The 25,902-nt window shown below is 64.0% G+C and carries 24 protein-coding genes, 1 pseudogene and 1 other annotated feature; of the genes and pseudogenes, 8 read left to right on the forward strand and 17 right to left on the reverse strand.

Annotated features, from left to right (window positions below):
- Nucleotides 1–13 precede the first annotated feature (13 nt).
- Nucleotides 14–751, forward strand: a complete 738-nt coding sequence (gene udp / locus H8S23_RS05790; RefSeq protein WP_186887386.1) for a uridine phosphorylase — start codon at nucleotides 14–16, stop codon at nucleotides 749–751.
- Nucleotides 752–1,392: 641 nt separating this feature from the next.
- Here udp and H8S23_RS05795 read toward each other — a convergent pair.
- From H8S23_RS05795 to H8S23_RS05825, 7 genes are all read right to left on the reverse strand, one after another.
- A complete protein-coding gene (locus H8S23_RS05795) occupies nucleotides 1,393–2,202 on the reverse strand; it encodes a hypothetical protein (protein ID WP_186887387.1) in 810 nt (269 codons plus the stop codon).
- Nucleotides 2,196–2,894 carry an ABC transporter ATP-binding protein gene (locus H8S23_RS05800; RefSeq protein ID WP_186887388.1) on the reverse strand — a complete coding sequence of 233 codons (699 nt, stop codon included), beginning with the start codon at nucleotides 2,892–2,894 and terminating at the stop codon, nucleotides 2,196–2,198. The genes H8S23_RS05795 and H8S23_RS05800 overlap by 7 nt, the downstream gene beginning before the upstream one ends.
- Before the next feature lie 48 nt (nucleotides 2,895–2,942).
- Nucleotides 2,943–3,326, reverse strand: coding sequence for a GntR family transcriptional regulator (locus tag H8S23_RS05805; protein WP_186887389.1), 384 nt, complete (start codon nucleotides 3,324–3,326; stop codon nucleotides 2,943–2,945).
- A 510-nt stretch (nucleotides 3,327–3,836) separates the two neighbouring features.
- Entirely contained in the window at nucleotides 3,837–4,289 is a 453-nt protein-coding gene (locus tag H8S23_RS05810) for a DUF4352 domain-containing protein (protein ID WP_186887390.1), read from the reverse strand.
- Entirely contained in the window at nucleotides 4,286–5,188 is a 903-nt protein-coding gene (locus H8S23_RS05815) for a hypothetical protein (RefSeq protein ID WP_186887391.1), read from the reverse strand. The genes H8S23_RS05810 and H8S23_RS05815 overlap by 4 nt, the downstream gene beginning before the upstream one ends.
- 35 nt (nucleotides 5,189–5,223) lie before the next feature.
- On the reverse strand, nucleotides 5,224–5,559 hold the full coding sequence (locus tag H8S23_RS05820) for a hypothetical protein (protein WP_186887392.1): 336 nt from the start codon (nucleotides 5,557–5,559) through the stop codon (nucleotides 5,224–5,226).
- Between the two features lie 491 nt (nucleotides 5,560–6,050).
- Nucleotides 6,051–6,797: a TraX family protein gene (locus H8S23_RS05825; RefSeq protein ID WP_186887393.1), complete on the reverse strand. Its 747-nt coding sequence runs from the start codon at nucleotides 6,795–6,797 to the stop codon at nucleotides 6,051–6,053.
- 423 nt (nucleotides 6,798–7,220) lie between these two features.
- On the opposite strand from H8S23_RS05825, the gene H8S23_RS05830 reads away from it, so the two are divergent.
- The 4 genes and pseudogenes from H8S23_RS05830 to H8S23_RS14245 all read left to right on the forward strand — a co-directional run.
- Nucleotides 7,221–8,663, forward strand: a complete 1,443-nt coding sequence (locus tag H8S23_RS05830) for an alpha-amylase (protein WP_186887394.1) — start codon at nucleotides 7,221–7,223, stop codon at nucleotides 8,661–8,663.
- 764 nt (nucleotides 8,664–9,427) lie between these two features.
- A complete protein-coding gene (locus H8S23_RS05835; RefSeq protein ID WP_186887395.1) occupies nucleotides 9,428–9,775 on the forward strand; it encodes a PadR family transcriptional regulator in 348 nt (115 codons plus the stop codon).
- Entirely contained in the window at nucleotides 9,772–10,275 is a 504-nt protein-coding gene (locus H8S23_RS05840) for an HAAS signaling domain-containing protein (protein ID WP_186887396.1), read from the forward strand. Before H8S23_RS05835 ends, H8S23_RS05840 begins: the two co-directional genes overlap by 4 nt.
- A 291-nt stretch (nucleotides 10,276–10,566) precedes the next feature.
- Nucleotides 10,567–11,052: pseudogene (locus H8S23_RS14245) on the forward strand (transposase); the annotation flags it as partial.
- 237 nt (nucleotides 11,053–11,289) lie between these two features.
- Here the strand turns inward: H8S23_RS14245 and H8S23_RS05850 are convergent.
- Both H8S23_RS05850 and H8S23_RS05855 read right to left on the reverse strand, forming a co-directional pair.
- Nucleotides 11,290–12,354 carry a branched-chain amino acid aminotransferase gene (locus H8S23_RS05850; RefSeq protein ID WP_186887397.1) on the reverse strand — a complete coding sequence of 355 codons (1,065 nt, stop codon included), beginning with the start codon at nucleotides 12,352–12,354 and terminating at the stop codon, nucleotides 11,290–11,292.
- Nucleotides 12,355–12,565: 211 nt separating this feature from the next.
- On the reverse strand, nucleotides 12,566–13,510 hold the full coding sequence (locus H8S23_RS05855; protein WP_186887398.1) for a DUF4349 domain-containing protein: 945 nt from the start codon (nucleotides 13,508–13,510) through the stop codon (nucleotides 12,566–12,568).
- Between the two features lie 349 nt (nucleotides 13,511–13,859).
- On the opposite strand from H8S23_RS05855, the gene H8S23_RS05860 reads away from it, so the two are divergent.
- Nucleotides 13,860–15,248: an amidohydrolase gene (locus H8S23_RS05860; RefSeq protein WP_186887399.1), complete on the forward strand. Its 1,389-nt coding sequence runs from the start codon at nucleotides 13,860–13,862 to the stop codon at nucleotides 15,246–15,248.
- A 510-nt stretch (nucleotides 15,249–15,758) separates the two neighbouring features.
- On the opposite strand, the gene H8S23_RS05865 is transcribed toward H8S23_RS05860, so the two are convergent.
- Nucleotides 15,759–17,132 (reverse strand): TrpB-like pyridoxal phosphate-dependent enzyme, encoded by a 1,374-nt coding sequence (locus H8S23_RS05865; protein ID WP_186887400.1) that lies wholly within the window; start codon nucleotides 17,130–17,132, stop codon nucleotides 15,759–15,761.
- A 139-nt stretch (nucleotides 17,133–17,271) separates the two neighbouring features.
- Nucleotides 17,272–17,519 (reverse strand) — a binding site (T-box leader).
- A 222-nt stretch (nucleotides 17,520–17,741) separates the two neighbouring features.
- Here H8S23_RS05865 and H8S23_RS05870 point away from each other — a divergent pair.
- Nucleotides 17,742–18,674 carry an ABC transporter ATP-binding protein gene (locus H8S23_RS05870; protein WP_186887401.1) on the forward strand — a complete coding sequence of 311 codons (933 nt, stop codon included), beginning with the start codon at nucleotides 17,742–17,744 and terminating at the stop codon, nucleotides 18,672–18,674.
- Nucleotides 18,658–19,428 (forward strand): ABC transporter permease, encoded by a 771-nt coding sequence (locus H8S23_RS05875; protein ID WP_186887402.1) that lies wholly within the window; start codon nucleotides 18,658–18,660, stop codon nucleotides 19,426–19,428. The genes H8S23_RS05870 and H8S23_RS05875 overlap by 17 nt, the downstream gene beginning before the upstream one ends.
- Nucleotides 19,429–19,582: 154 nt before the next feature.
- Here the strand turns inward: H8S23_RS05875 and pgsA are convergent, their stop codons facing one another.
- From pgsA to H8S23_RS05910, 7 genes are all read right to left on the reverse strand, one after another.
- Nucleotides 19,583–20,164: a CDP-diacylglycerol--glycerol-3-phosphate 3-phosphatidyltransferase gene (gene pgsA, locus H8S23_RS05880; RefSeq protein WP_186887403.1), complete on the reverse strand. Its 582-nt coding sequence runs from the start codon at nucleotides 20,162–20,164 to the stop codon at nucleotides 19,583–19,585.
- Entirely contained in the window at nucleotides 20,161–21,495 is a 1,335-nt protein-coding gene (gene rimO / locus H8S23_RS05885) for a 30S ribosomal protein S12 methylthiotransferase RimO (protein ID WP_186887404.1), read from the reverse strand. The genes pgsA and rimO overlap by 4 nt, the downstream gene beginning before the upstream one ends.
- Nucleotides 21,496–21,562: 67 nt before the next feature.
- Complete coding sequence (locus H8S23_RS05890) at nucleotides 21,563–22,192, reverse strand: regulatory protein RecX (protein ID WP_186887405.1); 630 nt, start codon at nucleotides 22,190–22,192, stop codon at nucleotides 21,563–21,565.
- A complete protein-coding gene (gene recA, locus H8S23_RS05895) occupies nucleotides 22,192–23,364 on the reverse strand; it encodes a recombinase RecA (protein WP_186887406.1) in 1,173 nt (390 codons plus the stop codon). The genes H8S23_RS05890 and recA overlap by 1 nt, the downstream gene beginning before the upstream one ends.
- Before the next feature lie 225 nt (nucleotides 23,365–23,589).
- Nucleotides 23,590–23,769 (reverse strand): hypothetical protein, encoded by a 180-nt coding sequence (locus H8S23_RS05900; RefSeq protein ID WP_186887407.1) that lies wholly within the window; start codon nucleotides 23,767–23,769, stop codon nucleotides 23,590–23,592.
- Nucleotides 23,770–23,803: 34 nt separating this feature from the next.
- Complete coding sequence (locus tag H8S23_RS05905; RefSeq protein ID WP_186887408.1) at nucleotides 23,804–24,883, reverse strand: hypothetical protein; 1,080 nt, start codon at nucleotides 24,881–24,883, stop codon at nucleotides 23,804–23,806.
- A 264-nt stretch (nucleotides 24,884–25,147) separates the two neighbouring features.
- Nucleotides 25,148–25,789, reverse strand: coding sequence for a CatB-related O-acetyltransferase (locus H8S23_RS05910; protein ID WP_186887921.1), 642 nt, complete (start codon nucleotides 25,787–25,789; stop codon nucleotides 25,148–25,150).
- Nucleotides 25,790–25,902 lie beyond the last annotated feature (113 nt).

Here is a 25,902-nt window from a genome sequence, read left to right on the forward strand (position 1 = left end):
GAGACGGGACGGTATGTATGCACTGAACGACAACGGCCAGCAATATCATGTAGAGCTGTCCAAGGGAGATGTGGGCCGCTATGTGATCCTGCCGGGAGACCCGGGCAGGGTAGAGCGGATCGCAAAATTTCTGGATAACCCCCGCCGGGTCGCCTGCCACCGGGAGTATGTGACCTACACCGGCTCTCTGGACGGGGTGCCGGTATCGGTCACCAGCACCGGCATCGGCGGTCCCTCCACCGCCATCGCGGTGGAAGAGCTCATCGCCGTGGGGGCGGACACCTTTGTGCGCATCGGCACGGCCGGGATGGTACAGGACTACTTTGACCTCAACGACTGCATTATCGCCACCGGCTCGGTGCGGGACGAGGGTACCACCCGGCAGTACATCCCGCTGTCCTATCCGGCGGTGGCGCACTATGATGTGGTGGATGCGCTGCGCCGCGCCGCAAAGCGCTGCGGCAAGACCGCCCATGTGGGGATCGTCCAGTCCAAGGATGCTTTCTACGGCGAGGCGGAGCCCGAGAGCATGCCCAACGAGCCGGTGCTGCGCTACCAGTGGGACGCCTGGAAGCGCGGCGGGGTACTGGCCAGCGAGATGGAATCCGCTGCGCTTTTTGTGGTCAGCTCCATCCGCCGGGTGCGCGCGGGCTGTATCCTCAACAACCGCGGCGACATGGACGAGACGATCCGCGTGGCGGTCGAGGCCGTCCGCGATCTGATCGCTGCGGACAGAAAAGAAGAGAACTGACGGGACGAAAAACAGAAAGGGAGAGGGATGCCAAAGCATCCCTCTCCCTTTCTGTTTTCTTTGCGCCATGGCGGGCGCAGCCCGCTGTCAGACAGTGCAGCGCAGCGGCGATGGTTGGAGCTGCATTCCTGGCCCGGCGGCAAACGGCGGCAGCGGCGCTGATCCGCAGACCTCTCAGCCGATCGCAGCGCGGCGGCGGGGGCCCGGGCGTTTTCCGGCGGCAGCGGCGCTGCCAAAGATGAGAACAGGCAAAAGGCGCCGTCCGCAAGGGCCGCAGGGAAGCGGCCGCCGCACTGAAACGACTCGCCCTGCGCGGGGCAGGGCAGGAGAATGTCCGCCCCGGGCGGCGCCCGGAAAGACGGCGCGTTTCCGCCGCCTGCAGGTCAGGGCCGTGCACCGGGCGCAGGGCCGTGAGGCCGCTTTGCAAAAAACGCGCCCATGGTTTTGCCGGTCCTGCACCCGGAGAGGGGCCGGCCTGTGATTTTCTTTTTTGTCCGCCCCCCGCGAAAGGGGAACGGCCCTTTTGCGCCCGGCGCGCTGTGGGCGCGGGCGATCACGGCGGCGCGCCCTGCGCGGGGCCTGCGTCTGCAGCCAGACCGCAGGACCGGCTTTTCAGGGGGGCGCAAAAAGGACGGAGGGCGTTATTCCAGCTCCAGCTTTTTTGACAGGCACCAGCGGCAGATGCCAAAGTAAACGGCGATGTGGAGCACTGCCGACAGCAGGATGCCGCCCCAGATCAGCAGCAGGAACGAGACGGGAAAGACAGAGTAGGAGAGGCGGGCGCCCAGCAGACCGATGGGCAGGGAGAGCAGGGCGGTGAGGAGGCCGAACTCGAAATTCAGCATAAAATAGAACGCCACTGCGCCCAGCACCCGGTGTCTGCGCACAAACTGCCCCAGCGAGATGGCGGCGTAAAACATCAACAGTCCGGAGAGGCTGGAGGCGGGTATCAGCAGAATGACCTCGGTGACGGCCAGCGCCATGCTGCCGGGCTGGAAAGAGAAAAGCCTCCCCAGCCGGGACAGCGCCCAGCCCGCCTCGCGCCCCAGAACGGGGAACACGCCGGTGCCGGCCAGCAGGATCGACAGGGACAGAAACACCGACAGCGCCACCCCCAGCTCCCACAGAAAGGCGCAGATCAGCTTGGCCCAGATGTGCTGGGCCGGCGTGACCGGCAGGGTGTTCATCAGATACCCCTCGTCGCCGTAGAGATTGCGATAATAGCGCACGATGAGGACGATGGTGCTGGCGACGCAGCAGGCAAAGAGCAGCAGCACAAAAAAGAGGATGCCCACGCCCTCCAGCGTTTGGTCCAGGCTGGGCCAGGCGCGGGTGATGCGCAGGGCGCTCAGCAGGCGGCAGAGCGCGGCGTAAACGAGCATGGCCCCGCACAGGGGCAGGATCTGCCTGCCGGTGGCCCGCAGTTCATATTTGAGCAGTTTGCCTAACATTTGAACACCTCCCGGAAAAACGCGTCCACGCTGCATCCGCGCTCGGCGCGGATCTCATCCACGGTGGCGCAGAGATCCACCTGGCCGCCGCGCAGAAAGACCACCTGGTCCAATATCTTTTCAATGTCCCCGATGAGATGGGTGGAGATCAGCACCGTGGCGTCCGGGCTGTAGTTGGTGAGGATGGTGGATAGGATATAGTCCCGCGCCGCGGGGTCCACGCCGCCGATCGGTTCGTCCAGCAGATAGAGCTGGGCGCGCCGGCTCATCACCAGGATCAACTGTACCTTTTCTTTGGTGCCCTTGGAAAGGGTCTTGAGTTTTGCGTCTGGCCGCACGCCCAGCCGCTGCAGCATATCGAACGCGGCGGCAGAGTCAAAGTCGGCGTAAAAATCAGCAAAAAAGCAGATGACCTGGCGGGCTGTCATCCAGTCGGGCAGATAGGTGCGCTCCGGCAGATAGGACACCAGGGATTTCGTTTCCGGGCCCGGCACATGGCCTGCGACCAGGATCTGCCCGGCCGTGGGCGCCAAAAGACCGGCCGCCAGTTTGATGAGGGTGGTCTTGCCGCTGCTGTTGGGGCCCAGCAGGCCCACGATGCGGCCCCGGTAAAGGGTCAGGTCTACGCCTGCCAGCGCGCGGCAGGAGGTATAATCTTTAAACAGCTGTCTGCACTCTAAAATTGGTTCCATTCTACTCTCCATCCTTTCACTGCGGTGCTGGGCGCGCCGCCGCACGGCCTATTGCTGCCTGTCCGGGCCCGCCTGCCGGGCCGCTTCCTCCGCCAGCGCGGCGACCTCCTGCGGCGTATAGCCCAACCGGCGCATCTTTTCAAAAAAAGCGCGCGCCTCGCCCTGCGCGAACGCCGTTTTGACGGCGGCAATGCGGGCGGCGTCCTGCGTGACGGTGCGCCCGCTGGTGCGCTGGGTCTGCACCAGACCGCTCTGTTCCAGCTCCTGCAGGGCTTTTTGCATGGTGTTGGGGTTGACCGCCGCCTCCGCCGCGAGCTCCCGCACCGGGGGCACCCGGCTGCCGGGCGGCAGCAGGCCGGAGATGATCGCCAGCTGCAGATGCTCCACAAGCTGGATATAGATCGGCCGGTCCGACTTGAGATTCCAGTTCATGACCGCCTTCCTTTCTTTTTTTGTATCAAGTGATTAATACAATAATACAACTTTTTTTGAAAAAGTCAAGAGGTAAAAAAAACGGGCCTGCCGCAGCGGGCAGGGGCGCGGATCCCCAGCGCTGACGTTTGTGGCGGCAGGCCCCTGAAAAACGGATCTGGTTTTTGAGATGCCGAAGGAAAGGCCTAAAAAATGTCCGGCCCCGATTTGCCGGGGTCCAAGAGCCGGCCCCAAGGGTGACGGTATGCAGGCGCTTTCGCCGGTCGTCTCAAAAAGGGCCGGGCGAACAAAAAGGGCGCTTCCCGCAGCGGGAGCGCCCCCAAGTTTTATGGATCTGGATGGATCGGGAAACAGATAAAGCCCTGTTTGCAGATCGCCCTTGTCAAACGCTCAGCCCATTTCGATGGGAGGGGCTCTCCCGGGCCGCCGGGGGACAAAGGGGATGCGGTTTGCTCTTGTTCAGCCTGTTCTGCCATTTGACCGCCGCGGACTGCGGGACGGGCAAAACGCTCAGGGCAGTGAGATCTCCAGCTGCTGTGCGGCGTCTGCATTGTACCAGGTCACGGTGAGACCGTCGGCGTCTGCGGGCAGGTCCAAAAGCAGGGAGACGCTGCCGCTGCGGCCCGCGGGCAGAATGGTGTGGAACGCGTCCGCAAAGGGATTGTTGTAATCCACCGCGGTGTTCCCCGCCGCGTTGACCGAGCGGTGGTCCCCGGTGTAGAAATAAAAGCTGCGCGCGCCCACATCGGCTTCCCGGCTGCCGGTATTGCGCACCTGCAGGGTGACAAGGCAGCCGTTTTCAGCCCACTGCGCCTGCGCGCCGGTGACCTCAAAGCTCTCCGGCACATAAGGATAAGCCCGCGCGCTGTCCAGTGCGCCCATCAGGGCGATCAGCATCAGGCCGGACAACAGGAAAAAGACGACGGTGGCCAGCGTGACGCCCAGGGAGGAACGCTGTTTCATTCCGTCCCCTCCTCTCTGAAAGTGATGGGCAGTTCCGTGACCGCTTTCAGCTGCTGCCCGTACGCGCTGTAGGAAAAGTCCTCAAAGCAAAGCTGCGCGGCCCGCGCGTTTTGGGGCACCACAAAATAAAAAGCGCAGTCCGCCGTTTCGGTGGGGGTCTCCAGCCAGTATACGTCATAGGGAAAGGCGTGGATGGCCTCTTCGTCGGCGGGAAAAACGCTTTGGGCGTCATAACTGCCCAGGGCGCGCTGATAGCTGCCATCTTCCAGCCGGAGATAGGGGCGGGGAGGCGTCTCCTCCGGCCGGGAACCAGACATGGAGACGGAGAGCAGTACCCGCAGCACGCAGCTGTTCTCCGGCAGCGGCCACAGACCGGCGTAGGGCACCAGCGCAGCATCCGCGACCTTATAGGTAAAAGGGGATACCACGGCACAGCCGCTTTCCGCCTGCAGCACCGCCAGGTCGCGGACCTGCGCGTTTTCCGCCGCGCGGCGGTCAAAATCTGCCTCGACAACGGGCGGGAGGATCAGATAAAGCGCCAACAGGACGCAGAAAAGCAGCACGGAGGCCAGCAGCAGGCGGTGCCGCTGCCGGGGCGGCCTTTGTCCCGCTGCCGGGGCGGCCGCGCGCCCTGCGCCTCCCGCAGGGGGAGGGGTAAAGCTGCCATAGCCCTGCGCGGCGACCTGCGCCTCTTCCGCGCAGGTGCCATGCGCATCGTAGTGTCCGGCCTCTGCATGCCACTCAGGCGCATCACAGACCGTGGGGGCAGAGGGGGAGAGCCCGCCGCCCCCCGGCTCCACATCCCAGCTGACCGAGTTGTAGGCGCCGCAGTGCGGGCAGATGCCGTCCTGCTCTTCATATTCAAACCGCCTGCCGCAGCTGCTGCATCGGATCTTCATTCCTCACACCTCTTTTTTCTGTCTGCCGGGCCGTTTCAGCGCAGCACCACCACGGTGACACCGTCGTTTTCGCGGCCCCAGTCCCGATCCTGTCGCAGGGCCGGCCAGCGCTGGGCCGCGTCCCGCGCCTCGGCGGAAAAAGGCCCGAAACTTTCGCCCGGCAGCACCCAGGCCACGCCCTGGCGGGCGCTCAGCGCCCGCCGCACCGCGCCGCGGATCTTGCCGCCCGTGCCGGAGGAGCCGTAGCCGTGGATGAATTTGAACAGTTTTTGCCTCGTGTGCCGGGCGGCGGAAAGCTCGATCTCCATCCGCCGCACCGCCACCTCAGAGGGCGGCATATCGTATTTCAGGTTGATCTCGCGCACTGTCACCAGGCCGCGCCCCCTTTTTAAACTCTGTTAGAAAGTATAACAAAACCCGCACCGCCGCGCAAGGCGGGGAGAGACAAAAGAGGGCGCAGGACCCCTGAGCCGGCGCGCGCCCCCCTGCGCTGCAGGCGCCGGCAGAGGAGACCAGCGGCAGGGGAAGACCGCGGCAGAGCACGGGGAAACGCAGCCGCGCGGCCCGCCGCTGTTTTCTGCACAGAGGGCAAGGCGCCCCCCCCGGGGCGGAGGCAGACAGGAGGCGGAAAAAGCGCGCTTTTGCAGTTTGCAAAGGGCCTGCCCTGGCCGCCTTTGGCGGTGGGGCACGGCGGAGGCGGTTTCTGCTTCCGCTGCGCGGCAGGCCTCTCTTTAGGGCTTTGAAGCCTCCCCTGTCGTTCTGGATCTCCGGGCGGCCGCGCGCAGCGGGCCTCTTTTTTGGGGGGGGGGACGGAAGCCGCGGGCAGGGCTTTTCCGCAGATCGAAGATGATGGCAAAGACCGTCAGCCGCCGATCATCACACCGACATTGCCGTACAATGCGAGCCGGAGCAGCCCGCAGAGGACCAGGTGCAGCGGATAATATCCATAGAAAAACCATTTCATCCCTTTCCAGGTCCCCTGCCGGCCGTTATACCTTTTTAACAGCGGAATGGCAAGCGCGACGAAGAGCTGTAGGACGCCGTAGACGGGATGGATAAAAACGGCGTAAACGACGGCGTACACCGCTACCCACAGCATCATCATGGTCATTTGTTTTTTGAAGTTTCCGCGATTTGTCCCGATCTGCACGATCGCCAGGACCGCAATACTGCTCCAGTCCGCGCAGAATGTGATCACGGTGATCCCCAGGATCAGAACCGTCTTCTGCCACGGTTTGAACCGCCCGCTCTGCTCGATCGCCAGCGCCGTCAGCCCCCAGGCCAAAGACCATATCACGCTTGTCTGGTTGAACACGGAGGTTTGAAAGGGGATAAAGGGAATGCCGAATGCAAAATTGTAAGCAAAATGGGAGAGGATGGCGAACGCAAACAGCCGGAGGGCGTATCGCTTGACGTCGTGCGTATAGTAATAGCCCTCTGCTATAAAATACCAGAAGATGGGAGCCGCTAACCGGCCGATGATATGCAGGGCGACGATCCACCACGCGGTCGGATAATCGGGATAGAGCACGCTTGCCAGATGGTCGACCGTCATGGAGATGATCGCGATCATTTTCAGCTGGTTGCCGGTCAGCGATTTTTGTTTCATGGTTTTCTCCTTTTTGTCAACGCCAACAGATCGGGGGCCATTGCGCCGCAAAATGCCGGCGCTTTCTCCCGGCTGTAACTTTTGTATTGTTTTGATGACGCCGCTTCATCATACCACATCCCGGCCGGGATCTCCATCCTGCCTGCAGCGCCGGGGCGGAAAATGCACAGAAAGGCCGGATGCGCCCGGGCAGGCGCTTTTGGGGGAAAGGCGCTGTTCCGCGCTCTTATTTTGACTTTTTTGCCGCAAAAAGGGGCCCCTCGCCGTGCCCCGGCCCGCCGGCAGCGCCGCGGCCGCCTGCGGGTGATGAGGGGATGCGCGCAAAAAAACAGCGGCGCGGCTGTTGTTTTGTAACACATGCGGGCGCGCCAGGGTGTAAAATAGGGGACGGATGCGAAAAAAAGGGAAAAGAGGCGCTGACCCATGGAAGTCAACGAGACGCTGATGCAATTTTTTGAGTGGTATCTGCCCGCAGACTGCGGGCACTGGCAACGGGCGGCCGCGGCCGCGCCCGCGCTGGCGGCACAGGGGATCACCGGGGTCTGGCTGCCCCCCGCATATAAGGGCGCGGCGGGCAGAGAGGACGTCGGCTACGGCGTCTACGATACTTATGATCTGGGCGAGTTTGACCAGAAAGGAACCGTGCCCACCAAATACGGCACCAAAGACGAGTATCTGGCGGCCGTCCGGGCGCTGCAGGGGGCGGGGATCAGCGTGTATGCCGATGTAGTGCTCAACCACCGCATGGGGGCCGACGGCTGGGAGGAGGTCCTGGCGGCAGAGGACGACGGCGGAGACCGCAACCGCGAGGTGAGCGGAGAAGAGCGCATCCGCGCTTATACGCGCTTTGATTTTCCCGGCAGGGGCGGGAAATACAGCGATTTTCACTGGAACTGGCGCCATTTTGACGGCGTGGATTGGGACGAGGCGCGCAGGAAAAAAGCCGTCTATCAGTTTGAGGGCAAGCAGTGGGAACAGGATGTGGACGGGGAGAAAGGCAATTACGATTATCTGATGGGAGCCGACCTGGACATGGATTCCCCCGAGGTGCTGGCCGAGCTGGACCGCTGGGGGGACTGGTATCTGGAGACCACCGGGGTGGACGGCTTTCGGCTGGACGCGGTCAAGCATATCCGTTTCACCTTTTTCAGGGACTGGCTGGACAGGCTGCGGCGGCAGAGCGGCAGACCGCTGTTTGCCGTGGGGGAATACTGGACGCCGGATACCGGCGCGCTGCTGCATTATCTGGAGGAGTGCGGCTCCTGCATGAGCCTGTTCGACGTGCCGCTGCACTTCAACTTCTACGCCGCCTCCCACGGGGGCGGGGGCTACGATATGCGCAATATCCTGAAAGGCACCCTGCTGGAAGCGCGCCCCGCCAGCGCCGTCACCTTTGTGGACAACCATGACACACAGCCGGGACAGGCGCTGCAGAGCTGGGTGGACGGCTGGTTCAAGCCACTGGCTTACGCGCTGATCCTGCTGCGGCAGGAGGGGCTGCCCTGCGTCTTTTACGGCGACTATTACGGCATCCCCCACGACGGCATCGACCCGGTGGGCGGCCCGCTGCTGGCGATGCTGCGGGTGCGGGCAGAGCGCGCGTTCGGCCCGCAGCATGACTATTTCGACGATCCGAACGTGATCGGCTGGACAAGGGAGGGCGACGACGCGCACCCGGGCAGCGGCCTGGCGGCAGTGCTTTCCGACGGCGCGGGCGGCCCCAAACGGATGTATGTGGGACAGCGGCACGCGGGGGCGACCTTTGCGCCGGTGACCGGCGGTGGCGTGGCGGTGCTGGTGGAGCCGGACGGCTGGGGCTGTTTTTCGGTGGACGGGGGCAATGCGCGGGTGTATGTGCGCATTTGAATCAAAGCTTGGGGCGGGGCGCCGGGGCGCTGAAACGGCGGGGCGCGCGTGACGTCCCACGGACGCGGCGTTCTTTTGGCCCGTCTGCCCGGCGGGCGGCCCGGCCGTGCTCCGCCGGCCCGGGGGCTGCGCTTTTCAAAGGCACAGCCGCTTTCGCATCTTTTCCACCGGAACACAGTGGGGCGTTCGGCCCGTGCGGGTGCGGCGTTCCTTTGGCCTCCCTGCCCGGCGGGCGGCCCGGCCGTGCTCCGCCGGCCCGGGGGCCGCGCTTTTCAGAGGCCCGGCCGCTTTCGTGTCTTTTCGACAAGGACACAGCGGGGCGTTCGGCCTGTGCGGGCGCGGCGTTCCTTTGATCCCCCTGCCCGGCGGGCGGCCCTGAGGCGGGAGAGGGGCGGCCAGCGCAGAGAAGCGCCGCCAGGCGCCGCCGCCCGGAGAATGACTGCGGACGCCCGGGTTTGAGATCACCGGCCACATCTCCGAACGGCCCCTCCCGGACCGCAGGCGGGCCTGCAGGCGCCCGGGTTTGTGGGGGGGAAGGCGGGACGCCCCGGTGCGGACCGCGTCGCCCTGCCTTTGAAAAAGAATGCTGGCCCGGAAACCCGGAGCCCAAAGAAAAGGGAGCCGCCGCCATGGCGCTGAGGGGAGAGGGGAAAATATCCAAACTGCAGAGGCCCGCGCGCCGGCCGCCGCTTGACAGTGGGGAAAAAGCGTTATATACTACTATTTAGCAATACTAAATACTATGCAAAGCAGGTGACTATTGAATGGAATCCCGCATTGAGCGCCAGCTCAAAAAGGGCGCGCTGGAGCTGATCGTGCTGCGGCTGCTGGAGGGCCGGCCGTCTTACGGCTATGAGCTTCTGGCAGAGCTGGCCCGGCGCAGCGGCGGCTATTTCACGCTGCGCGAGGGCACCCTTTACCCGATCCTTTACCGGCTGGAGGACGACGGCCTGCTGGCCTCCGCCTGGGGGGAGGGGGCGGGCCGCAGCGCGCCCAAAAAGACCTATACCGTCACCGAAAAAGGCCGTCAGGCGCTGGCGGAGGGGCTGGCGCTCTGGCGCGTTTTTTCCGGCCATGTCACCGGGCTGCTCACACAGGAGGATGCGATATGACAAGGGAAGAGTACATCAAAGCGATCCTGCGCGCCGCCCGTCTGCCCCGCAGCGTCAAGCGGCGGCTGCGGGCCGACCTGCTCACCGACGTGAACGCGCGGCTGGACAGCGGCGAGACGATGGAGCAGGTGGCCGCCGCCATGGGCAAGCCGGCCGAGGTGGCGGCAGAACTGTCCGAGAACTATGCGCCGCGCCCGCGCACGCGCGGGGAAAAGCTGCTGCTGGCGGCAATCGTCCTGCTGGCGGCGCTGCTGCTGGGCGTCCTGGGCTGGCAGCTGGTCTATTCCACGCTGCTGGGCGATTTGCTCTCTCTGCTTGCGGGGAGCGGCGCCCCGGCGGGCGGCTTCGGCGGCGCGGGGGTGATCGGCGGCGCGGACGGGCCCACCGCCATCTATATCAGCGCCGCGCCGGGGCTTTGGGCACTGGCCGCGCCGCTGACGCTTCTCGTGCTGCTGACGGTGTGCGCCGCGCTCTATCTGCGCGCCCGCAAACGGCCGTAAAACAGCCGTTCCGGCACGGGCGGCGGCCTGCAAAAGCTGCGGGCGCAGGGGCGGCGGCACAGGGTTCCTTTTATTTTTCGGCAAAAGCGCCCGCGCGCCGCGGCGGCTTTCTTTGCATAAAGAAAACCACTCGCCGGGCGAGCGGTCCAAAAGAGGTTTCATGGTGATGATTGCAGACAGAAGCCCCCCCTTTGCCAAACTGGAAATGCGGTCTGCCAACGGCACAAAAAGACAAAGCGAGAGCCTCCATTAGATGACGTAAACAGTTGACCGCGCACCCGGTGGAATTGCAAATACCCTGTTGTTGCCGCACCAAGATATAGAAGAAGCGTTCTGCGCAGAGAAACAGCAGAGACCCCGCGAATGCTGTGTAATGGGAAGAAGCTGCGGCTCAGGGAAACAGAGGGATACCCGGAGGATGTACCCATGCTGGCAGAGATCCCGCCAAAAGCGGCAATTCCCAGCTTTATGGAAGTTCTAAAAGGAAAAACAGACCGAAGATATACAAAAAGTATTCAGAGCTGCGATGCAACGATACCCGTAGGGAGCTCAAAAATTCTGGTGTGGAGATTGCCGCGCAGATGCGACGGGAAAAGTGCAAAGAAACCCGAAGGATCCCTATCACACCAGTTTTTGGAGAAGAGCAGGCAAACAGCAGGCAATGGGGAATTTCCAATAAACCCGTTTGCGGACAGTGGGCCCGCGATCCCTCAAGGCCGGCGGGCCGCACCAACGCGGCGCGGCCGGTATGCCGGTATTTCGGGGGAGTTATCTTGAGCGGTCCCGCCCGCACTTTTCTGCGGCGGCGCGGGCAGCGCCCCATGCGGGGCAGCTTGTGGCGCGGCGCGCAGCGGGCGGCCGGGATGCGGGGGCAGCCGGTGCGCTGGGGCCCGCAGTAAAACAGAGAAAACGCCCTGGGACCCGGCGCTGCCGCAGCCGTGTCCCAGGGCGTTTTTTTATCCTGTCTCCCGCGAAAAAACGCGGCGAGCCGGGCCGGTGCGCCCGCAGCCGCCCTTATTCCACCTCTGTGATCCAGCCCTGCGGGGCGGGAAGCCGGCCGTACTGGATGCCGGTGAGGGTGTCGTAGAGCCGCTGGGTGACGGGGCCGATGCGGCCGCCGTTGATGACCGCAGCCCGGTCCCTGTATTTCAGCTCGCCCACCGGGCTGATGACCGCGGCCGTGCCGGTGCCAAAGACCTCTTCCAGCGTGCCGTCCTCGTCCGCCCGCATCACGTCCTCGATGGGCAGAGGGGCCACGCTGACCGGATAGCCCCATCCCTCCAGCAGCTCGATGCAGCTCATGCGGGTGATGCCCGGCAGCACGGTGCCGGCGGTGGGGGCGGTGCGGATGACGCCGCCTATTTTGAAAAAGCAGTTCATGCTGCCGACTTCCTCCACATAGCGGCGCTCCACGCCGTCCAGCCACAGCACCTGGCCGTAACCCAGCCGGTGGGCCTTTTCACCCGAGAGGAGGCTGGCCGCGTAGTTGCCGCCGCATTTGACCGCGCCGGTGCCGCCGGGGGCGGCGCGCACATATTCGTCCTCCACATAGATGCGCACCGGGTCGATGCCGGTGGGGTAGTAGCTGCCCGAGGGGCTGGCGATGATGCAGAACTGATAGGCGCTGCTGGCCTTGACCCCCAGCTGCGCCTCGGTGGCGATGGTAAAGGGCCGGATGTAAAGGCTGGTCCCCTCCTCCGCCGGCACCCAGTCCTTGTCCACAGCGACCAACGCTTTCACGGCCTGTACGAAGTCGTCCACCGGGATCGGGGGGATACAGAGGCGCTCGTGGGTGCTGCGCAGCCGCTCGCCGTTTTTGTCCGGGCGGAACAGCTGCACCCGCCCCGCTGCGGTGCGGTACGCTTTCATGCCCTCAAAGCACTCCTGCGCATAGTGAAAGACCAGCGCCGCCGGGTCCAGCACGATGGGGGCGTAGGGCACGACCCGCGGGTCGTGCCAGCCCTTGTCCGCGGTGTAGTCCATCAGAAACATGTGGTCGGTGAAAACAGAGCCGAAGCCCAGCGGGCCGGTGGGCTTGGGTTTGGGATGCGCGGTTTTTTCGATTTTGATCTTGAGCATGGCAAATCTCTCTCTTCCCTCTATCAAATTGCGGGGCAGGGGCACTCTCCCCAGGTCGGGAAGGGCGCCCTTGCCCCGCGCTGTCTTTATCATACGCTGAAACGCTGCGGTTTTGCAAGCCGCAAAGAGACCAAAATTTGGGGCCGGGAAGCCCGAAAAAAGGGGCAGGTCTTACAAGGCCGCCGCCCGAAACGGCGGGCTCAGGCCCCGGTCATCTGCCGTCCGGGCCGGCGTTTTCGCCCGGGGGCGGGAAAGCGGGGGCGGCGGGCTGCTGCATGGCGGCCATGCGCCGCGCCCGGCGGCGTTTGCCGGCGCGCAGCGAGAGCAGCACCACGGCCAGCACCGCGGCGGCGAGCAGCAGCAGCGGCAGCAGATAGATGAACAGGATCACCATTTCCTGCGCCAGATGCGCCGCGTTTTCGGCAGACCCCTGGAAAGCGCGCAGGATGCGGTCGCCGAAAGTGGGGGCGGTGAGGGTCTCGCGGGCCACCTCGTTGACGATGACCGAGACGGTGGCATATTCCACCTGGTTGTCGTAAAGCTTCTGCTGGCCGGTGATGCTCTCGATCTCATAGCGCACCTCGGAGAGCTTGTCTTCCAGCGTGATCAGGTCCTCCAGCTTTTGCGCCTGGCTCATCAGCTCCAGCAGGCGCTGCTCCTGGGTGCGCAGGCTGGAAAGGCGCGCCTCGTTGTCCACGTATTGGGCCGTCACGTCGGCAGTGCTTTGGCTGGAGGAGACCACGGTGCCCGTCTTGCCCGCCCCCTCCAGAAAAGAGGCGAGTTTTCCGGCGGGGATGCGGGCCTCGTAGCGGGCGCTGCGGCTGGAGGAATCGGCGGAGCCGTCCCGGCTGCTGCTGGCAAGGTAACCGCCCAGCGCCTCCACCTGGCGCTCGATCTCCGCAGCGGCGGCGTCGAAGTCGGTGGCGTCCAGCCAGAGCTCTGCGTTGACGACGAGCTTGCGGTCGCTTTGCGCCCCTGCGCCGGTCAGGCCCGCGCCGTAGCTCTCCGCCTCCGCGGCGGCCGTCTGGTCCATGGCGGCGGGCGCAGCGGAAAAGTTTTCGGTCCCGGCGGAGCCCCCGCAGCCGGCAAGGGCGCAGATCAGGACAAAGCAGAGCGCCGGCGCAGCCAGGCGCATGAGGAGAGGGGGATGCTTCATTGAGATGACCTCCTTTGAGAGATGAATGCGGGGCAGAACGACCCCCGCGCGTGGTCCCCGCCGGCAGCAGCGGAGACGCTTTTTTTCTATTCTATAATAAGAGACGGGAAAAGGGCTGGTTTTTTACAGTTTGTCATAAAATTGACGGCAATTTGTAACCTGTCCGCGGATGCCGCCCCGGCGGAGCGGGCGCAGCGGCGTCTTTGCGCGGGGCGGCGGCCGCGCGCCGGGGCTTTTGCGGGCGCAGGCGGCGCGCCCTCGCAGCCGTGCCTTGACAGCGGCGGCGGGCGGGAAGTATGATGAAAACAGAAAAAACAAAACGGCGGCGGCCGAAAAAAGGAGGATAAAAATGGACAAACAGTCGATGCTGGACTGGCTGGACGGACAGGAAAAAATGCTCTCCGACATGGCGCGGGTGATCTGGGAAAAGCCGGAGCTGGCCATGGAAGAGGTGTTTGCCAGCGGCCTGCAGCGGGATGCGCTGGCCGCGGCGGGCTTCCGGCTGCGGGAGGTGCCGGGCGTGCCCACGGCGTTTGTGGCGGAATACGGCAGCGGCAGGCCGGTGCTGGGCATCCTGGGGGAATATGACGCCCTGCCGGACCTGTCCCAGCAGCCGGGGCCCGAGCGGCGGGCGCTGGTGGAGCACGGCCCGGGACACGGCTGTGGGCACAACCTGCTGGGCACCGCAGGCCTGGGCGCGGCCATGGCGTTGGCCCGGGCGATCGGCAGCGGCGCGCTGGCGGGCACGGTGCGGTACTACGGCTGCCCGGCGGAGGAGACCATCAGCGGCAAGACGCTGATGGCAAAGGCCCATGTCTTTGACGACCTGGATGCCTGCGTCACCTGGCACCCCTCGTCTTATACCGCGCCCTGGGCCAACAGCATGCTGGCCAATCTTTCGGTGCGGTTCCGCTTCAAGGGCATCCCCGCCCACGCGGCCTCGGCGGCCGAGCTGGGACGCAGCGCGCTGGACGCGGTGGAATTGATGAATGTGGGGGCAAATTATCTGCGGGAACACGTGAATGAAAAGGTGCGCATGCACTATGTCACCACCAACGGCGGCAGCGTGCCCAACACGGTGCCCGAGGACGCCGAGGTCTGGTACATGGTGCGGGCGCCCAAATTTGAAATGGTGCGGGACACCTTCCGGCGGCTGAAGAACATCGCCCGGGGCGCGGCCCAGATGACCGAGACCCAGCTGGCCGAGGTGCGGCTGGAATCCGCCGCGTGGGAGGTGCTCACCAACGAGGTGATCTGCGGCGTGCTTGACCGCAACATGAAAGCCATGGGCGGCCCGGGCTTTGAGGAGGAGGACCGCCGCTTTGCGGCTGAAATGGTAAAGACCTTTGGCCCCGGTGAGCAGCTGAAAGGGTTTGCCCCTTTCTTTGTCCCGGCAGAGCTGGAGGGACAGGGGCTGTTTGAGGGGACGGCGGACCCGGTGGGCCGGGGCGTCTGCATCATGGCCTCCAGCGACGTGGGGGACGTGAGCTGGATCGCCCCGCTGTGCCAGTTCGGCGTCTCAGTCTGGCCGCTGGGCATCCCCACCCACACCTGGCGCACCACGGCCTCCACCAGCAGCCACCTGGCCATGCGGGGCATGCTGTTTGCCGCAAAGACCATGGCGGCCACCCTGTACGACCTGTCCGCCGACCCGGCGCTGCTGGGAGAGGCGCAGGCGGAGTTTGCCCGCGCCACGGAAAAACAGAAATATGTCTGCGCGCTGGACGAGGAGATCTGAGGCGCGCCCGCTGCGAAAGCAGCCTCCCTGCGCTTTTGCGCACCCGGCGCGGGGCCGGCGATCCCCGCGCTTGCCCGCAGGGCAGGGCCCCCCGCAGAAAAAAGGCGGCCGCCGGTCGGAGGCGCGCCGGTGAAGAGAGCGGCAAAAATAAATGGACTTGACGTGTGACAGACGCGGCGGCGCAGTATGGGCCCCCTGGAGCCCCACAGACAGGAACAGCCGCACCATTTGATGTTATCAAGTGGTGCGGCTGTTTGTTTTTTCCGCTGAAGCCGGTTCGGGCTGGCGAGGCTCTTGGCGGCAGTTCCGGAAGATCAGCTCTGAGCAGATCTTCTTTTATCCGCAGGCGCAGGCGGTTTTCCGCCTGTCTCCGCTTGAGTGCGGGACGGCGCAGGCAAGCCCCCGGGGACGGGGATAATGCTGTGAAAGGCTTTGACAAATACACAGAGCACAGGCGCAGGCAAGCACTCAGGGGCGCGGGGGCTTTTCCAAAACCGGGCGCGGGGCGGTTCATGCCCGGCCGGGCACCTCGGGCAGGCTGTCAAAGCCCCGCTGCAGTTCCTCGTCGGTGGGCACGGTGTCGGCCATCTTCCCCTCCAGAAAAGCGGTGTAGGCGGTCATGTCGAAATATCCGGTGCCCGTTAGCCCGAACAGGATGGTTTTGGCCTCGCCAGTCTCGCGGCAGCGCAGCGCCTCGTCCATGGCCGCGCGGATGGCATGGGCGGACTCCGGCGCGGGGAGGATGGTCTCCTGGCGGGCAAAAAAGACGGCGGCCTCAAAAACACGGGTCTGCTCTGCTGAAACAGCGCTCATAAAACCGTCGTGGTACAGCCTGGAGAGGATGGGGGACATGCCGTGGTAGCGCAGCCCGCCGGCGTGCCCGGGGGAGGGGATAAAGCCGCTGCCCAGCGTGTACATCCTGGCCAGCGGGGTGATCCTGCCGGTGTCGCAGAAGTCATAGGCGTAGCGGCCGCGGGTAAGGGAGGGGCAGGAGGCGGGCTCCACCGCGATGATCTGGGGGTCGGCCGCGCCGGTGAGCTTATCCCGCATATAGGGGGCGATCAGCCCGCCCAGGTTGGAGCCGCCGCCCGCACAGCCGATGATCACGTCCGGGTATTCCCCCAGCAGGTCCATCGCCCGTTTGGCCTCAAGCCCGATGATGGACTGGTGCAGCAGCACCTGGTTGAGCACCGAGCCCAGCACATAGCGGCAGCCGGGGGTGGCGAGCGCCCGCTCCACCGCCTCGGAGATGGCGCAGCCCAGGCTGCCGCCGGTGTGGGGGTCCTTTTCCAGAATGCGGCGGCCGGCCCCGGTGGTGGGGCTGGGGCTGACGGTCACGTCCGCCCCAAAGGTCTGCATCACCGCCTTGCGGAAAGGCTTCTGCTCATAGGAGACCTTGACCATGAAAACCGTCAGGTCCAGCCCAAAGTGGGCGCAGGCCTCCGCCAGCGCAGTGCCCCACTGGCCCGCGCCGGTCTCGGTGGTCAGGCTGGACAGCCCCTGCTCTTTGGCGTAATAGGCCTGGGCGATGGCGGAGTTCAGCTTGTGGCTGCCCGAGGTGTTGTTGCCCTCGAACTTGTAATAGATATGGGCCGGGGTGTCCAGCGCCTTTTCCAGCTGATAGGCCCGGCAGAGCGGCGAGGGGCGGTAGATGCGGTACATCTCGAGGATCTCCTCCGGGATATCCACATACCGGGTGCTGCCGTCCAGCTCCTGATGGGCCAGCTTTTCACAAAAGACCAGGTACAGGCCCTCTTCCGTGACGGGCTGCAGGGTCGCGGGGTCCAGCATCGGGTCCGGCTGGCAGGGCATATCGGCCCGCAGGTTATACCACTGGCGGGGCATCTGATCTTCGGTCAGGTACAGTCTGTGCGGGATGTTCATCTCAGTCACCTCTTGTGTTTATTTGCAAACGGGCTCCTGAAACGGGGCCCCGTCGGCGCATGGGGATCCGGGGGACAAAAGCGGCCCGGCCGGCCCGGTGCTGCGGGGCAAAACAAAAAGGCTTTTGCCCCGGCCAAAAAACCGGGACAAAAGCCTTTGCTTCTGCGGTACCACCCTGATTGGCGCAAACGCGCCCACTCGCTCCGCATACGATCATATGCGCTTCCTTGATAACGGGTGAAGATCCCGTCAGGCACTACTGGGCGCGCGGCCGTTCGTCCTGCCCTCATAAGTCCATTCAGCTGGAAAGCCGCTTGCCGTTTCGCACCACCCAACGGTTCTCTGAAAGCGTCTTAAAAGCTTACTCTTCTTATTCAGCGGTTTGAGAATATGGCGTTATTATACGCCCCGGGCCGGGGGCTGTCAATCTTTTTTTGCCGTCTGTCCCTGCGGCGCGGGGGCGGACGGCGGGGGCAGGTCCTGCGGCCGCCTTAAAACCGGCGCGCAGGGATTATTTTTTAAACGATGAAGAATTCCGGTTTCTGCCTCGTTCTACTTTAAAACGGGGGAGCTTTTTCCCTGTTTTGGAATGAAAAAGGAGGTGGCCTGATGGCGCAGGGGACAGCGGTATTCGAATGTGCGCAGCTGGGCAAAAAGTATCAGGGCAGGGCCGCGCTGAAAGACGTTAGCCTGACCCAGCGGCAGGGGAAGATCTATGGCCTGATCGGGGAGAACGGGGCGGGCAAGACAACGCTGATGAAGATCATTGCCGGGCTGGCGTTCCCCACCGGCGGGACTTTCGCCCTTTTTGGCGAAGCCGCCCGCCTGGACGCCGCGCGGCAGCAGTGCGGCTTTATGATCGGCTCTTCCGGCCTCAACGCCTCGATGTCCGCCGCAGAAAACATCGAGCTGCACGGTTTGATCCGCGGGCTGAAGCTCACCGGCCCCGAGGTGGCCGAGCTGCTGGGCCGGGTCGGTCTGGAAGATACGAAGAAAAAGGTGCGGGGCTATTCGCTGGGGATGAAGCAGCGCCTGGGGATCGCGCTGGCCATGATCGGCTATCCCGCATACCTGGTGCTGGACGAACCGGTCAACGGCCTTGACCCGCTGGGCATCGTGGAGATCCGGAACATGCTCCGGCAGCTCTGCGGGGAGAAAGGGATGACGATCCTGATCTCCAGCCATAACCTGCCCGAGCTTTTTCAGACTGCGACGGATTATATCCTCCTGCATCATGGAAAGGTCCTGGAGGAGATCTCTCTGCCGGAGCTGGAGATGAAATGCAAAAAATACGCGCGCGTGCGGACGGATGAGCCCGAAAGGCTCTTATCGGCCCTGAAAAGCGCTTTCCCGGAGGCAGAGGCCCGGCAGTGTCCCGACGGGGCGATCCACATCTTCAACTGCGGGGACCGGCTGACCGATCTTGCCGGGCTGTTCCATCAAAAGCGGATCCTGATCGAAGAATTCGCGCTGAAACAAGACACGCCGGAACAATATTTTCTGTCCCGGATGAGAGGAGAAAACAATGTCAAACCTGCTTAAAGCGGAGTGGAAAAAGCTGGCGCACTCTTTCCCCCTGAAAATAGCGGCGGCGGCCATGCTGGCGCTGTCTTTTGTCACGGCCCTGTCCAGCCTGAGCTATCGCGGCTCTCCGCTGCAGCAGGAGATGGAGATCGTGCTGGACGGTTACGGGGCGTTTCTGGTCTCCCTGCGCGACACCCCGCTGCTGATTTTGCTGGGCATCATCGCGCTTGCCATTGTGGTCTGCGGCGATTTTGACAACCGCACCATCCAGGCGGAGATCTGCGCCGGCCATGCGCGCGGCCAGATCGTGGTCAGCAAATTCATTGCCATGATGATGGCGTATACGGCCCTTTTGCTGCCGTATCCGGCGGGGCGGCTGATATTCCAGAGCATCTTTTACGGGTTTGGCAGACCCGTGAGCGCCGCGGTGGTGATGCAGCTGCTGGCTGTTTTTGCGGTTTATATGCTCATCGGCCTGGCGCTGGCAAGCGCGGGCGTTTTGCTGGCGTTTGCCGTCCGTAAAACGATCGTCGTGATCGCCGGCAGCATTTTGATCCTGCTTTTGGGCGGAAACGCGCTGCTCTCTTTCGGCGTTTCGATCCCGCAGCTGGGCGCGGTTTTGGACAGGACCCCGCTGGGCTTGGCAAAGTCGCTTTTTGCCTGCGGGTATCCCGCGGGCGATCTCGGCATGGCCGCGGCGGTCTGCGCGGGGATGATCTTGGTCATGTGCCTGCTGACGGCGCTGGTGTTCCGGAAAGCGGAACTCCGGTAAAACGCGGCGCTGCCGGCACAAAAAACAGCTCTCCTGCCAGGGATGCCCGGCGGGAGAGCTGTTTTGGTTTTCGCCTCTTCGATAACGGCAGGGAAATAACGGCAGGGAAAAAAGAGAAAAGGGCAGGCCCCGGCGGACCGCCCTTTTCCGTTTTTTATTTGGCTGTGTTGATGAACTGCCGGTTGGTCCAAAGATACTGGATGCCGGAGACGGCGGTGACGAGGGCCACCACCCAGCAGAGCGCCTGCGTGATGAGGCCCACGGCCATCCCATCGGTGGGACCGAAGAAGGCGGCCGCAAAATAGTAGAAGATGATGGTGAGCATCTGCAGCACCGTTTTGACCTTGCCCCAGATGTTGGCGGCGATGACGCGGCCGTCCCGGGCCCCGGCGGCCACCATGCGCAGCCCCGAGACCGCAAATTCCCGCGCAAGGATGACGGCCAGCACAACGGGGGAGCACAGGCCGTCCCGCATCATGTACAAAAAAGCCACCGTGGTGAGCAGCTTGTCGGCCAGCGGGTCGGCAAATTTGCCGAAATCCGTGACCATGTGATTTTTGCGGGCCAGGTGGCCGTCCAGAAAATCGGTGAAGCTGGCCGCGGCAAAGACGATGCCGGCCGCCAGATACCAGGTTTTGTCAAAGCTGGGCGTATTGTACTGGCCAAGGCCTGCAAAGAGCATAAACACCGGCACCAGCGCCATGCGCGCCAGAGTGAGCTTGTTGGGCAGATTCATCGCGATCCCCTCTCTTCCAGATGCGCATACAGGTCAAAAACGTCGCTGTCATCGACCCGGACGCTGTAAAAGCCGCCCTCCTCCAGCGGGACGGAGGGGGAATCCACATATACCACCGCGTCGATCTCCGGCGCGTCCCCGCGGGAGCGGCAGACGTACAGGCCGGTCTCGTCGTCCAGCCCGTCGCAGATCACCTCCAGCAGCGCCCCGTGCCGGGCGGCCTGCTTCTCCGCCATCACGTTCGACTGGATCTCCATGATTCGTTCGGCCCGCGCCTCGCGCAGGTCCAGGGGCAGCTGCTCCATGCGGGCGGCGGGGGTGCCCTCCTCTTCCGAGTAGGCAAAGCAGCCCAGGCGGTCGAACTTTGCCTCTTTGACAAAGGCGCACAGTTCGTCAAACTGCTCTTCTGTCTCGCCGGGATAGCCGGCGATGAGAGTGGTGCGCAGGGTCAGCCCCGGCACCCCGGCGCGCAGCCGCCGGATGGCGGACAGCACGGTCTCCCGGTCCCCCCTGCGGTTCATCGAGCGCAGGATATCGCTGTTGATATGCTGGATGGGCAGGTCGAGATAGGGCAGCACCTTGCTGTTGCGGGCCATGGCGGCGATAAAGGCGTCGGTGACCCGCTCGGGATAGGCATAGAGCAGCCGGATCCAGCGGATGCCCTCCACCTGCTGCAGCGCATCCAGCAGCGGCGCGGCCAGGTTCTGGCCCAGATCGTCGCCGTAGGCGGTGATATCCTGGGCCACCACGATCAGCTCCCTGACCCCCTCGGAGGCCAGCCAGCGGGCCTCTTCCACCACGCTGTCCAGACTGCGGGAGCGCAGCGGCCCCCGGATGAGCGGGATGGCGCAGTAGGAGCAGCGGTTGTTGCAGCCCTCGGCGATCTTCAGGTAGGCGTAATGGCGCGGGGTGGAGACCACCCGTTTGCCCTCCAGCGGCAGTGCGGTCTTGGGGCCGTAGGCCTCCAGCTTTTCGCCCGCCAGCACCCGGCCCACCAGCGCGGTGATATCGCCGTTGCAGCCGATGCCCACCGTGGCGTCCACCTCGGGGATCTCTTTTTGGATCTCCTCCCGATAGCGCTCGGCCAGGCAGCCGGTGACCACCACTTTGGGGGGACGGCCGCCTTTTTTCAGTTCCACGGCCTCCAGAATGGTGTCGATGGCCTCCTGTTTGGCGCTCTCGATAAAGCCGCAGGTGTTGACGATGATCAGGTCGGCCCCGGCGGGATCGGCGGTGGTGACGTGCCCGGCCGCCAGCAGCGCGTGGCACATGCGGTCGGCGTCCACCTGGTTTTTGGGGCAGCCCAGGGAAATAAATGCGATAGTTGCCATTTGAAAAAACCTCTGTATGTATCGGGCCGGGGAAAACGGAAAGGGGCGGGATGCCCCGCCCCGTCGCTCAGTCCCCGGCGGTTTCTGGGTCGGAGAGGAACTCTGCCACGGCGGCCCGCGCTTCGCGGGCGGAAAACCCCCGCCGGGCCAGCGCCGCGACGACCTTTTCGGTCTCGCCCCGCGCAAGCCTGGACAGGTATTGCTTTTCGATCACCCCGCGGATGGCCCCGCCCTCGTCCTGCGGCAGGCCGGCCAGCGCATCCTCGACCAGCCCGCGGTCCAGGCCCAGCGCGAGCAGTTTCTGGCGGATCTCCCACAGGCTCTTGCGCTGGCCGTGCAGGTAGGCGGCGCGGCGGCGGGCAAATTCCGCGTCGTCCAGCAGGTCCAGGCGGGTCATCTCGGCCACGGCCGCCGCTGCGGTGTGCTCGTCAAAGCTGCGGCACAGCTTGTCGTAAAGCTCGGCCGAACCGTAGGCGCGCAGGCTGAGAAAGGTGAGGGCTTTATCCTTGGCGCGGCGGGTGTCGCTGTTGCCGCGCAGGTCCTCGATCTCGGCCTCCGAGAGTTCGTCGCCCTCCGCCAAGCCGCTTTTGGCCAGCGTTTCAGCGTCCACCGAAAACAGGAATTCGCCGTCTGCGAAGATGGAAAAGCGGCCGCGGCGGGTGCGTTCGACGGCGGTGATGCGGTGTGTGGGGCCCATCAGTCTTCGACCGCGATGTCGATGTTGGCCGCGCGGCCGGCGGGCTTGGCGGCCTTTTCGGCGCTGGGCGCGGACGCTGCGGGCGCTGCGGGCGCGACCGGCGCCTCCTCTACGGCTTTGGGCTTGGCCGCGGCGCGGCGGGCCGCGCCCGGCAGCAGCTTATCGGCGTTTTCGCGCACCTGGCGCTCGATCTCGGCCGAAAAGTCGGGGTTGTTTTTCAGGTATTCCTTTACATTGTCGCGTCCCTGGCCAAGGCGGGTGTCGCCGTAACTGAACCAGGAGCCGCCTTTTTTGATGATGTCCAGCTTGACGGCAAGGTCCAGGATCTCGCCCTCTTTGGAAATGCCCTCGCCGAACATGATGTCGAATTCACCCTCGCGGAACGGGGGGGCCACCTTGTTTTTGACCACCCGGGCACGGGTGTGGTTGCCGATGAACTCGCCGTTCACCTTCAGCGCCTCGGTGCGGCGCACGTCGATGCGCACCGAAGAGTAGTACTTCAGCGCCCGGCCGCCGGAGGTGACCTCCGGGTTGCCGTAAACGATGCCCACCTTTTCGCGCAGCTGGTTGATGAAGATGGCGATGGTGTTGGTCTTGCCGATCACGCCGGTGAGCTTGCGCAGCGCCTGGCTCATCAGGCGGGCCTGCAGGCCCACGTGGCTGTCGCCCATTTCGCCCTCGATCTCGGCTTTGGGCACCATGGCCGCCACCGAGTCGATGACGATGACGTCGATGGCGCCCGAGCGCACCAGCGCCTCGCAGATCTCCAGCGCCTGCTCGCCGGTGTCCGGCTGGCTCACCAGCAGGCTGTCGATGTCCACGCCCAGGGCTTTGGCGTAGACAGGGTCCAGCGCGTGTTCCACGTCGATAAAGGCCGCCTCGCCCCCGGCCTTTTGGGCCTCGGCGATGACGTGCAGGGCCACGGTGGTCTTGCCGCTGGATTCCGGCCCGTAGATCTCGACAACGCGGCCGCGGGGCAGCCCGCCGATCCCCAGCGCCAGGTCCAGCGAGAGGCTGCCGGTGGAGATGGCGTCCACCTGCATGGTGACGTTCTGGCCCAGCTTCATGACCGCGCCTTTGCCGAACTGCTTTTCGATCTGAGCAAGCGCCGTTTCAAGGGCCTTGCTTTTGCTGTCCTGTGCGGATCTGTCCGCCGCTTTCTCTGCTGCCACAGTGGTACCTCCGTATCTTTCTGATCGCACCCGGCGCACCCGGCGCGCGTGGGTTTCAACTGGTCTGCACGGAAAAATGCAGATGCCTGCAATTCAATTCATTATACTAAATTCTGCCCCGGAGCGCAAGGAGTATGCGCGGCGGCCCGGCATTTGCGGCAAAGGGCACAAAAGGGGGAAGAGGCTGGGCCTCTTCCCCCCGATGACGCGGCGCGCAGCCGCTTTTCAGCTTATCGGGCCGCCCAGGATCTGCCGTATACGGCGCTGGCGGCGCGCTGCCCCCTCGGCCAGGACCTCGGCCTCGTCGGCCGATTTGAGCCGGCGCCCCTCCGCCAGCACTTTGCCCGCCACCCACACGGTGTCCACGCCGTTGCGGAAAAAGCCCCTTTTTTGCGTGCAGAACAACACAGGGCCGCCCCTGCAGGGGCGGCCCTGACCGTCACTCCCCGCCCAGTGGGGCGGAGGAGGGGGCTTCGGTGGGAGCGGGGGCGCTGAGATCCAGCTTTCTGGGGTCATACCAGGCCACGGCCTTTTCGTCCGCGACCACATCGTAGGCGTCCCAGACCTGGCTGCAGGCCGCGTCAAAGTCCTCGCCGCGCATGGTGGCCAGCACCGAGGGGCGCAGGTCCTGAAAGGCCTGTTCGGTCTCGTAGTTGGGCAGGCGGTGAAAGAGCACGGTCACCTTCTCGTCGGCATAGCTGCCGAAGCCGCCGACCCCCACGGCCTCTGCCTTTTGGGCGAGCGCCTCTGTAAAAGCGTTGCCGGTGCCGTCCAGCGTGAGGTAGGAGGAGGAGACGAAATTGTCCGCGGAGGAGAGGTCGGGCACCGTGAAGCCGCCCAGCGCAAAACTGGCGGCCACCGCCCCGGCGCACACCTGCACAAAACCAGCGTCCCCGCCGGGGGCGGCCAGCTCGTCCAGCGCCTGCTCCGCAAGGCGGTCCACCGCCCGCAGGTCCTCTTCGTCCAGCGGCGCGCCGTCCGAGTCGATGCGCGGCAGCTGGGTGTACTCGATAAAGACAAAGTGATCTTCCAGATAGGCCTTGACCTGTTCGTCCGTGAGATCGGCGCAGTAGGCCTCAAACAGCTTGCGCCCCTTGGCGTTGCAGAGCTGGTATTGGCGGTATACGTCCTCGTCCACGCCGTTTTTTTCATACACGGCGTGGGCGGAGGCCCAGGCGCTGCCGGTCTGTTCCTCCAGCAGGGCGCGCTCCTCTTTGGTGAAAGACAGGCCCTGGGCGTCGAATTCCAGCTCATAATAGCGCCGCGCGCGCAGCAGCGAGACCGTGGTGTCGTAGATCCAGTCGGTGGCCGTCACGCCGCCGATGGTGTCGCTGAGGGAGGAAACGCGCTGGGAGGCCTGCACATAAGCCTGCATCTGATACATGCGGTAGACCGCAGGGGAAACAGCCTCCCCGTCCACCGTGAGCACACTGTCGAACTGCTTTTCGCCGCAGCCGGACAAAAGCCCTGCCAGAAGCAGCAGGGCCGCAGAGGACGCGGCGAGCCTTTTCAGTTTCAAGTGGGATCAACTCCATACATTGGTAACAAAATGGTTACACAGCAATTCCATTATAGAGAAAATCCACAGATTTGTAAAGGGAAGCGGCTGTAAATTATAACATATTTTACAGAGAATGGCTTTGAGAACGGTCTCGGGTCAAAAACTGGGGCCGCCGTGCCGCGGGTCCCGGCGCTGGTACTCCACTGCGCTGCTGTCCGCGCCAGCGGTTTTTTCTGCCGGCGCGCGGCGCGCCGCGGCGTCCCCCCGTAGGAAAACGCGCGCTCAGCGGGCGGCCGGTCGGAGCAATTCCTGCCGGAGCCGCTGCTCCGCTTTGTCCAGATCAAGATCGCACAGCAGCGGCAAAAAATCCAGTAATTTTTCCGGTTCAAAATCCCACCATTTTAATTGCAGCAAGGTACGGATCAAATCCTCGTTAAATCTTTTTTTTATCAGTTGGGCGGGGTTGCCGCCGGCTACGCTGTAAGGGGGGACGTCCCTGGTCACCACAGAATAGGCCCCAATGACAGAACCGTCGCCGATATGGACGCCCGGCAGGATCACACTTTCCCGGCCGATCCACACGTCATTGCCGATGACGATGTCCCCCTTGAAAGGAAGCTGGGAAAGGTGCGCGGGTGTGCGCTCTTCCCATGCTCCGCCAAAAACATGAAACGGATAGGTCGTAACGCTGCCGGTCCGATGATTTGCGGGCCCCATGATGAACTTCGTCCCTGAAGCGATCGCGCAGAACTTTCCGATGATCAATCTGTCTCCGAACTCCGGATAATTGAAAAGGATATTATTCCTCTCAAAATCTGTGGGTTTTTTGTCATCGTCATAGTAGGTATAATCCCCGATGACGATATTGGGGGCTTTGACCACATTTTTCAAAAAACAGGACGTTTTATATTCATTGGGAAAAATTGCGTTGGGGTCGGGGGATGGCTTTCATTTTCAGTTCCTCCGTTGTATTTTTAGTCTCACTTCCTTTCTCCCGCAGGATGCAGTGGCGACCGCCCTTTTTCTTCGGATCTCTT

Origin of the sequence: Anaerofilum hominis (assembly GCF_014287275.1) — a bacterium.
GTDB lineage: Bacteria > Bacillota > Clostridia > Oscillospirales > Ruminococcaceae > Pygmaiobacter > Pygmaiobacter hominis.

Bases quoted from the DNA above. Each gene is read 5' to 3' on its own strand.
- pgsA (WP_186887403.1), bottom strand. From the start codon at position 20,164: ATGAATCTGCCCAACAAGCTCACTCTGGCGCGCATGGCGCTGGTGCCG.
- H8S23_RS05830 (WP_186887394.1), top strand. From the start codon at position 7,221: ATGGAAGTCAACGAGACGCTGATGCAATTTTTTGAGTGGTATCTGCCC.
- udp (WP_186887386.1), top strand. From the start codon at position 14: ATGTATGCACTGAACGACAACGGCCAGCAATATCATGTAGAGCTGTCC.
- H8S23_RS05810 (WP_186887390.1), bottom strand. From the start codon at position 4,289: ATGAAACAGCGTTCCTCCCTGGGCGTCACGCTGGCCACCGTCGTCTTT.
- H8S23_RS05855 (WP_186887398.1), bottom strand. From the start codon at position 13,510: ATGAAGCATCCCCCTCTCCTCATGCGCCTGGCTGCGCCGGCGCTCTGC.
- H8S23_RS05865 (WP_186887400.1), bottom strand. From the start codon at position 17,132: ATGAACATCCCGCACAGACTGTACCTGACCGAAGATCAGATGCCCCGC.
- rimO (WP_186887404.1), bottom strand. From the start codon at position 21,495: ATGGCAACTATCGCATTTATTTCCCTGGGCTGCCCCAAAAACCAGGTG.
- H8S23_RS05805 (WP_186887389.1), bottom strand. From the start codon at position 3,326: ATGAACTGGAATCTCAAGTCGGACCGGCCGATCTATATCCAGCTTGTG.
- H8S23_RS05795 (WP_186887387.1), bottom strand. From the start codon at position 2,202: ATGTTAGGCAAACTGCTCAAATATGAACTGCGGGCCACCGGCAGGCAG.
- H8S23_RS05815 (WP_186887391.1), bottom strand. From the start codon at position 5,188: ATGAAGATCCGATGCAGCAGCTGCGGCAGGCGGTTTGAATATGAAGAG.
- H8S23_RS05870 (WP_186887401.1), top strand. From the start codon at position 17,742: ATGGCGCAGGGGACAGCGGTATTCGAATGTGCGCAGCTGGGCAAAAAG.
- H8S23_RS05840 (WP_186887396.1), top strand. From the start codon at position 9,772: ATGACAAGGGAAGAGTACATCAAAGCGATCCTGCGCGCCGCCCGTCTG.
- H8S23_RS05825 (WP_186887393.1), bottom strand. From the start codon at position 6,797: ATGAAACAAAAATCGCTGACCGGCAACCAGCTGAAAATGATCGCGATC.
- H8S23_RS05835 (WP_186887395.1), top strand. From the start codon at position 9,428: ATGGAATCCCGCATTGAGCGCCAGCTCAAAAAGGGCGCGCTGGAGCTG.
- H8S23_RS05850 (WP_186887397.1), bottom strand. From the start codon at position 12,354: ATGCTCAAGATCAAAATCGAAAAAACCGCGCATCCCAAACCCAAGCCC.
- H8S23_RS05875 (WP_186887402.1), top strand. From the start codon at position 18,658: ATGTCAAACCTGCTTAAAGCGGAGTGGAAAAAGCTGGCGCACTCTTTC.
- H8S23_RS05800 (WP_186887388.1), bottom strand. From the start codon at position 2,894: ATGGAACCAATTTTAGAGTGCAGACAGCTGTTTAAAGATTATACCTCC.
- H8S23_RS05890 (WP_186887405.1), bottom strand. From the start codon at position 22,192: ATGGGCCCCACACACCGCATCACCGCCGTCGAACGCACCCGCCGCGGC.
- H8S23_RS05860 (WP_186887399.1), top strand. From the start codon at position 13,860: ATGGACAAACAGTCGATGCTGGACTGGCTGGACGGACAGGAAAAAATG.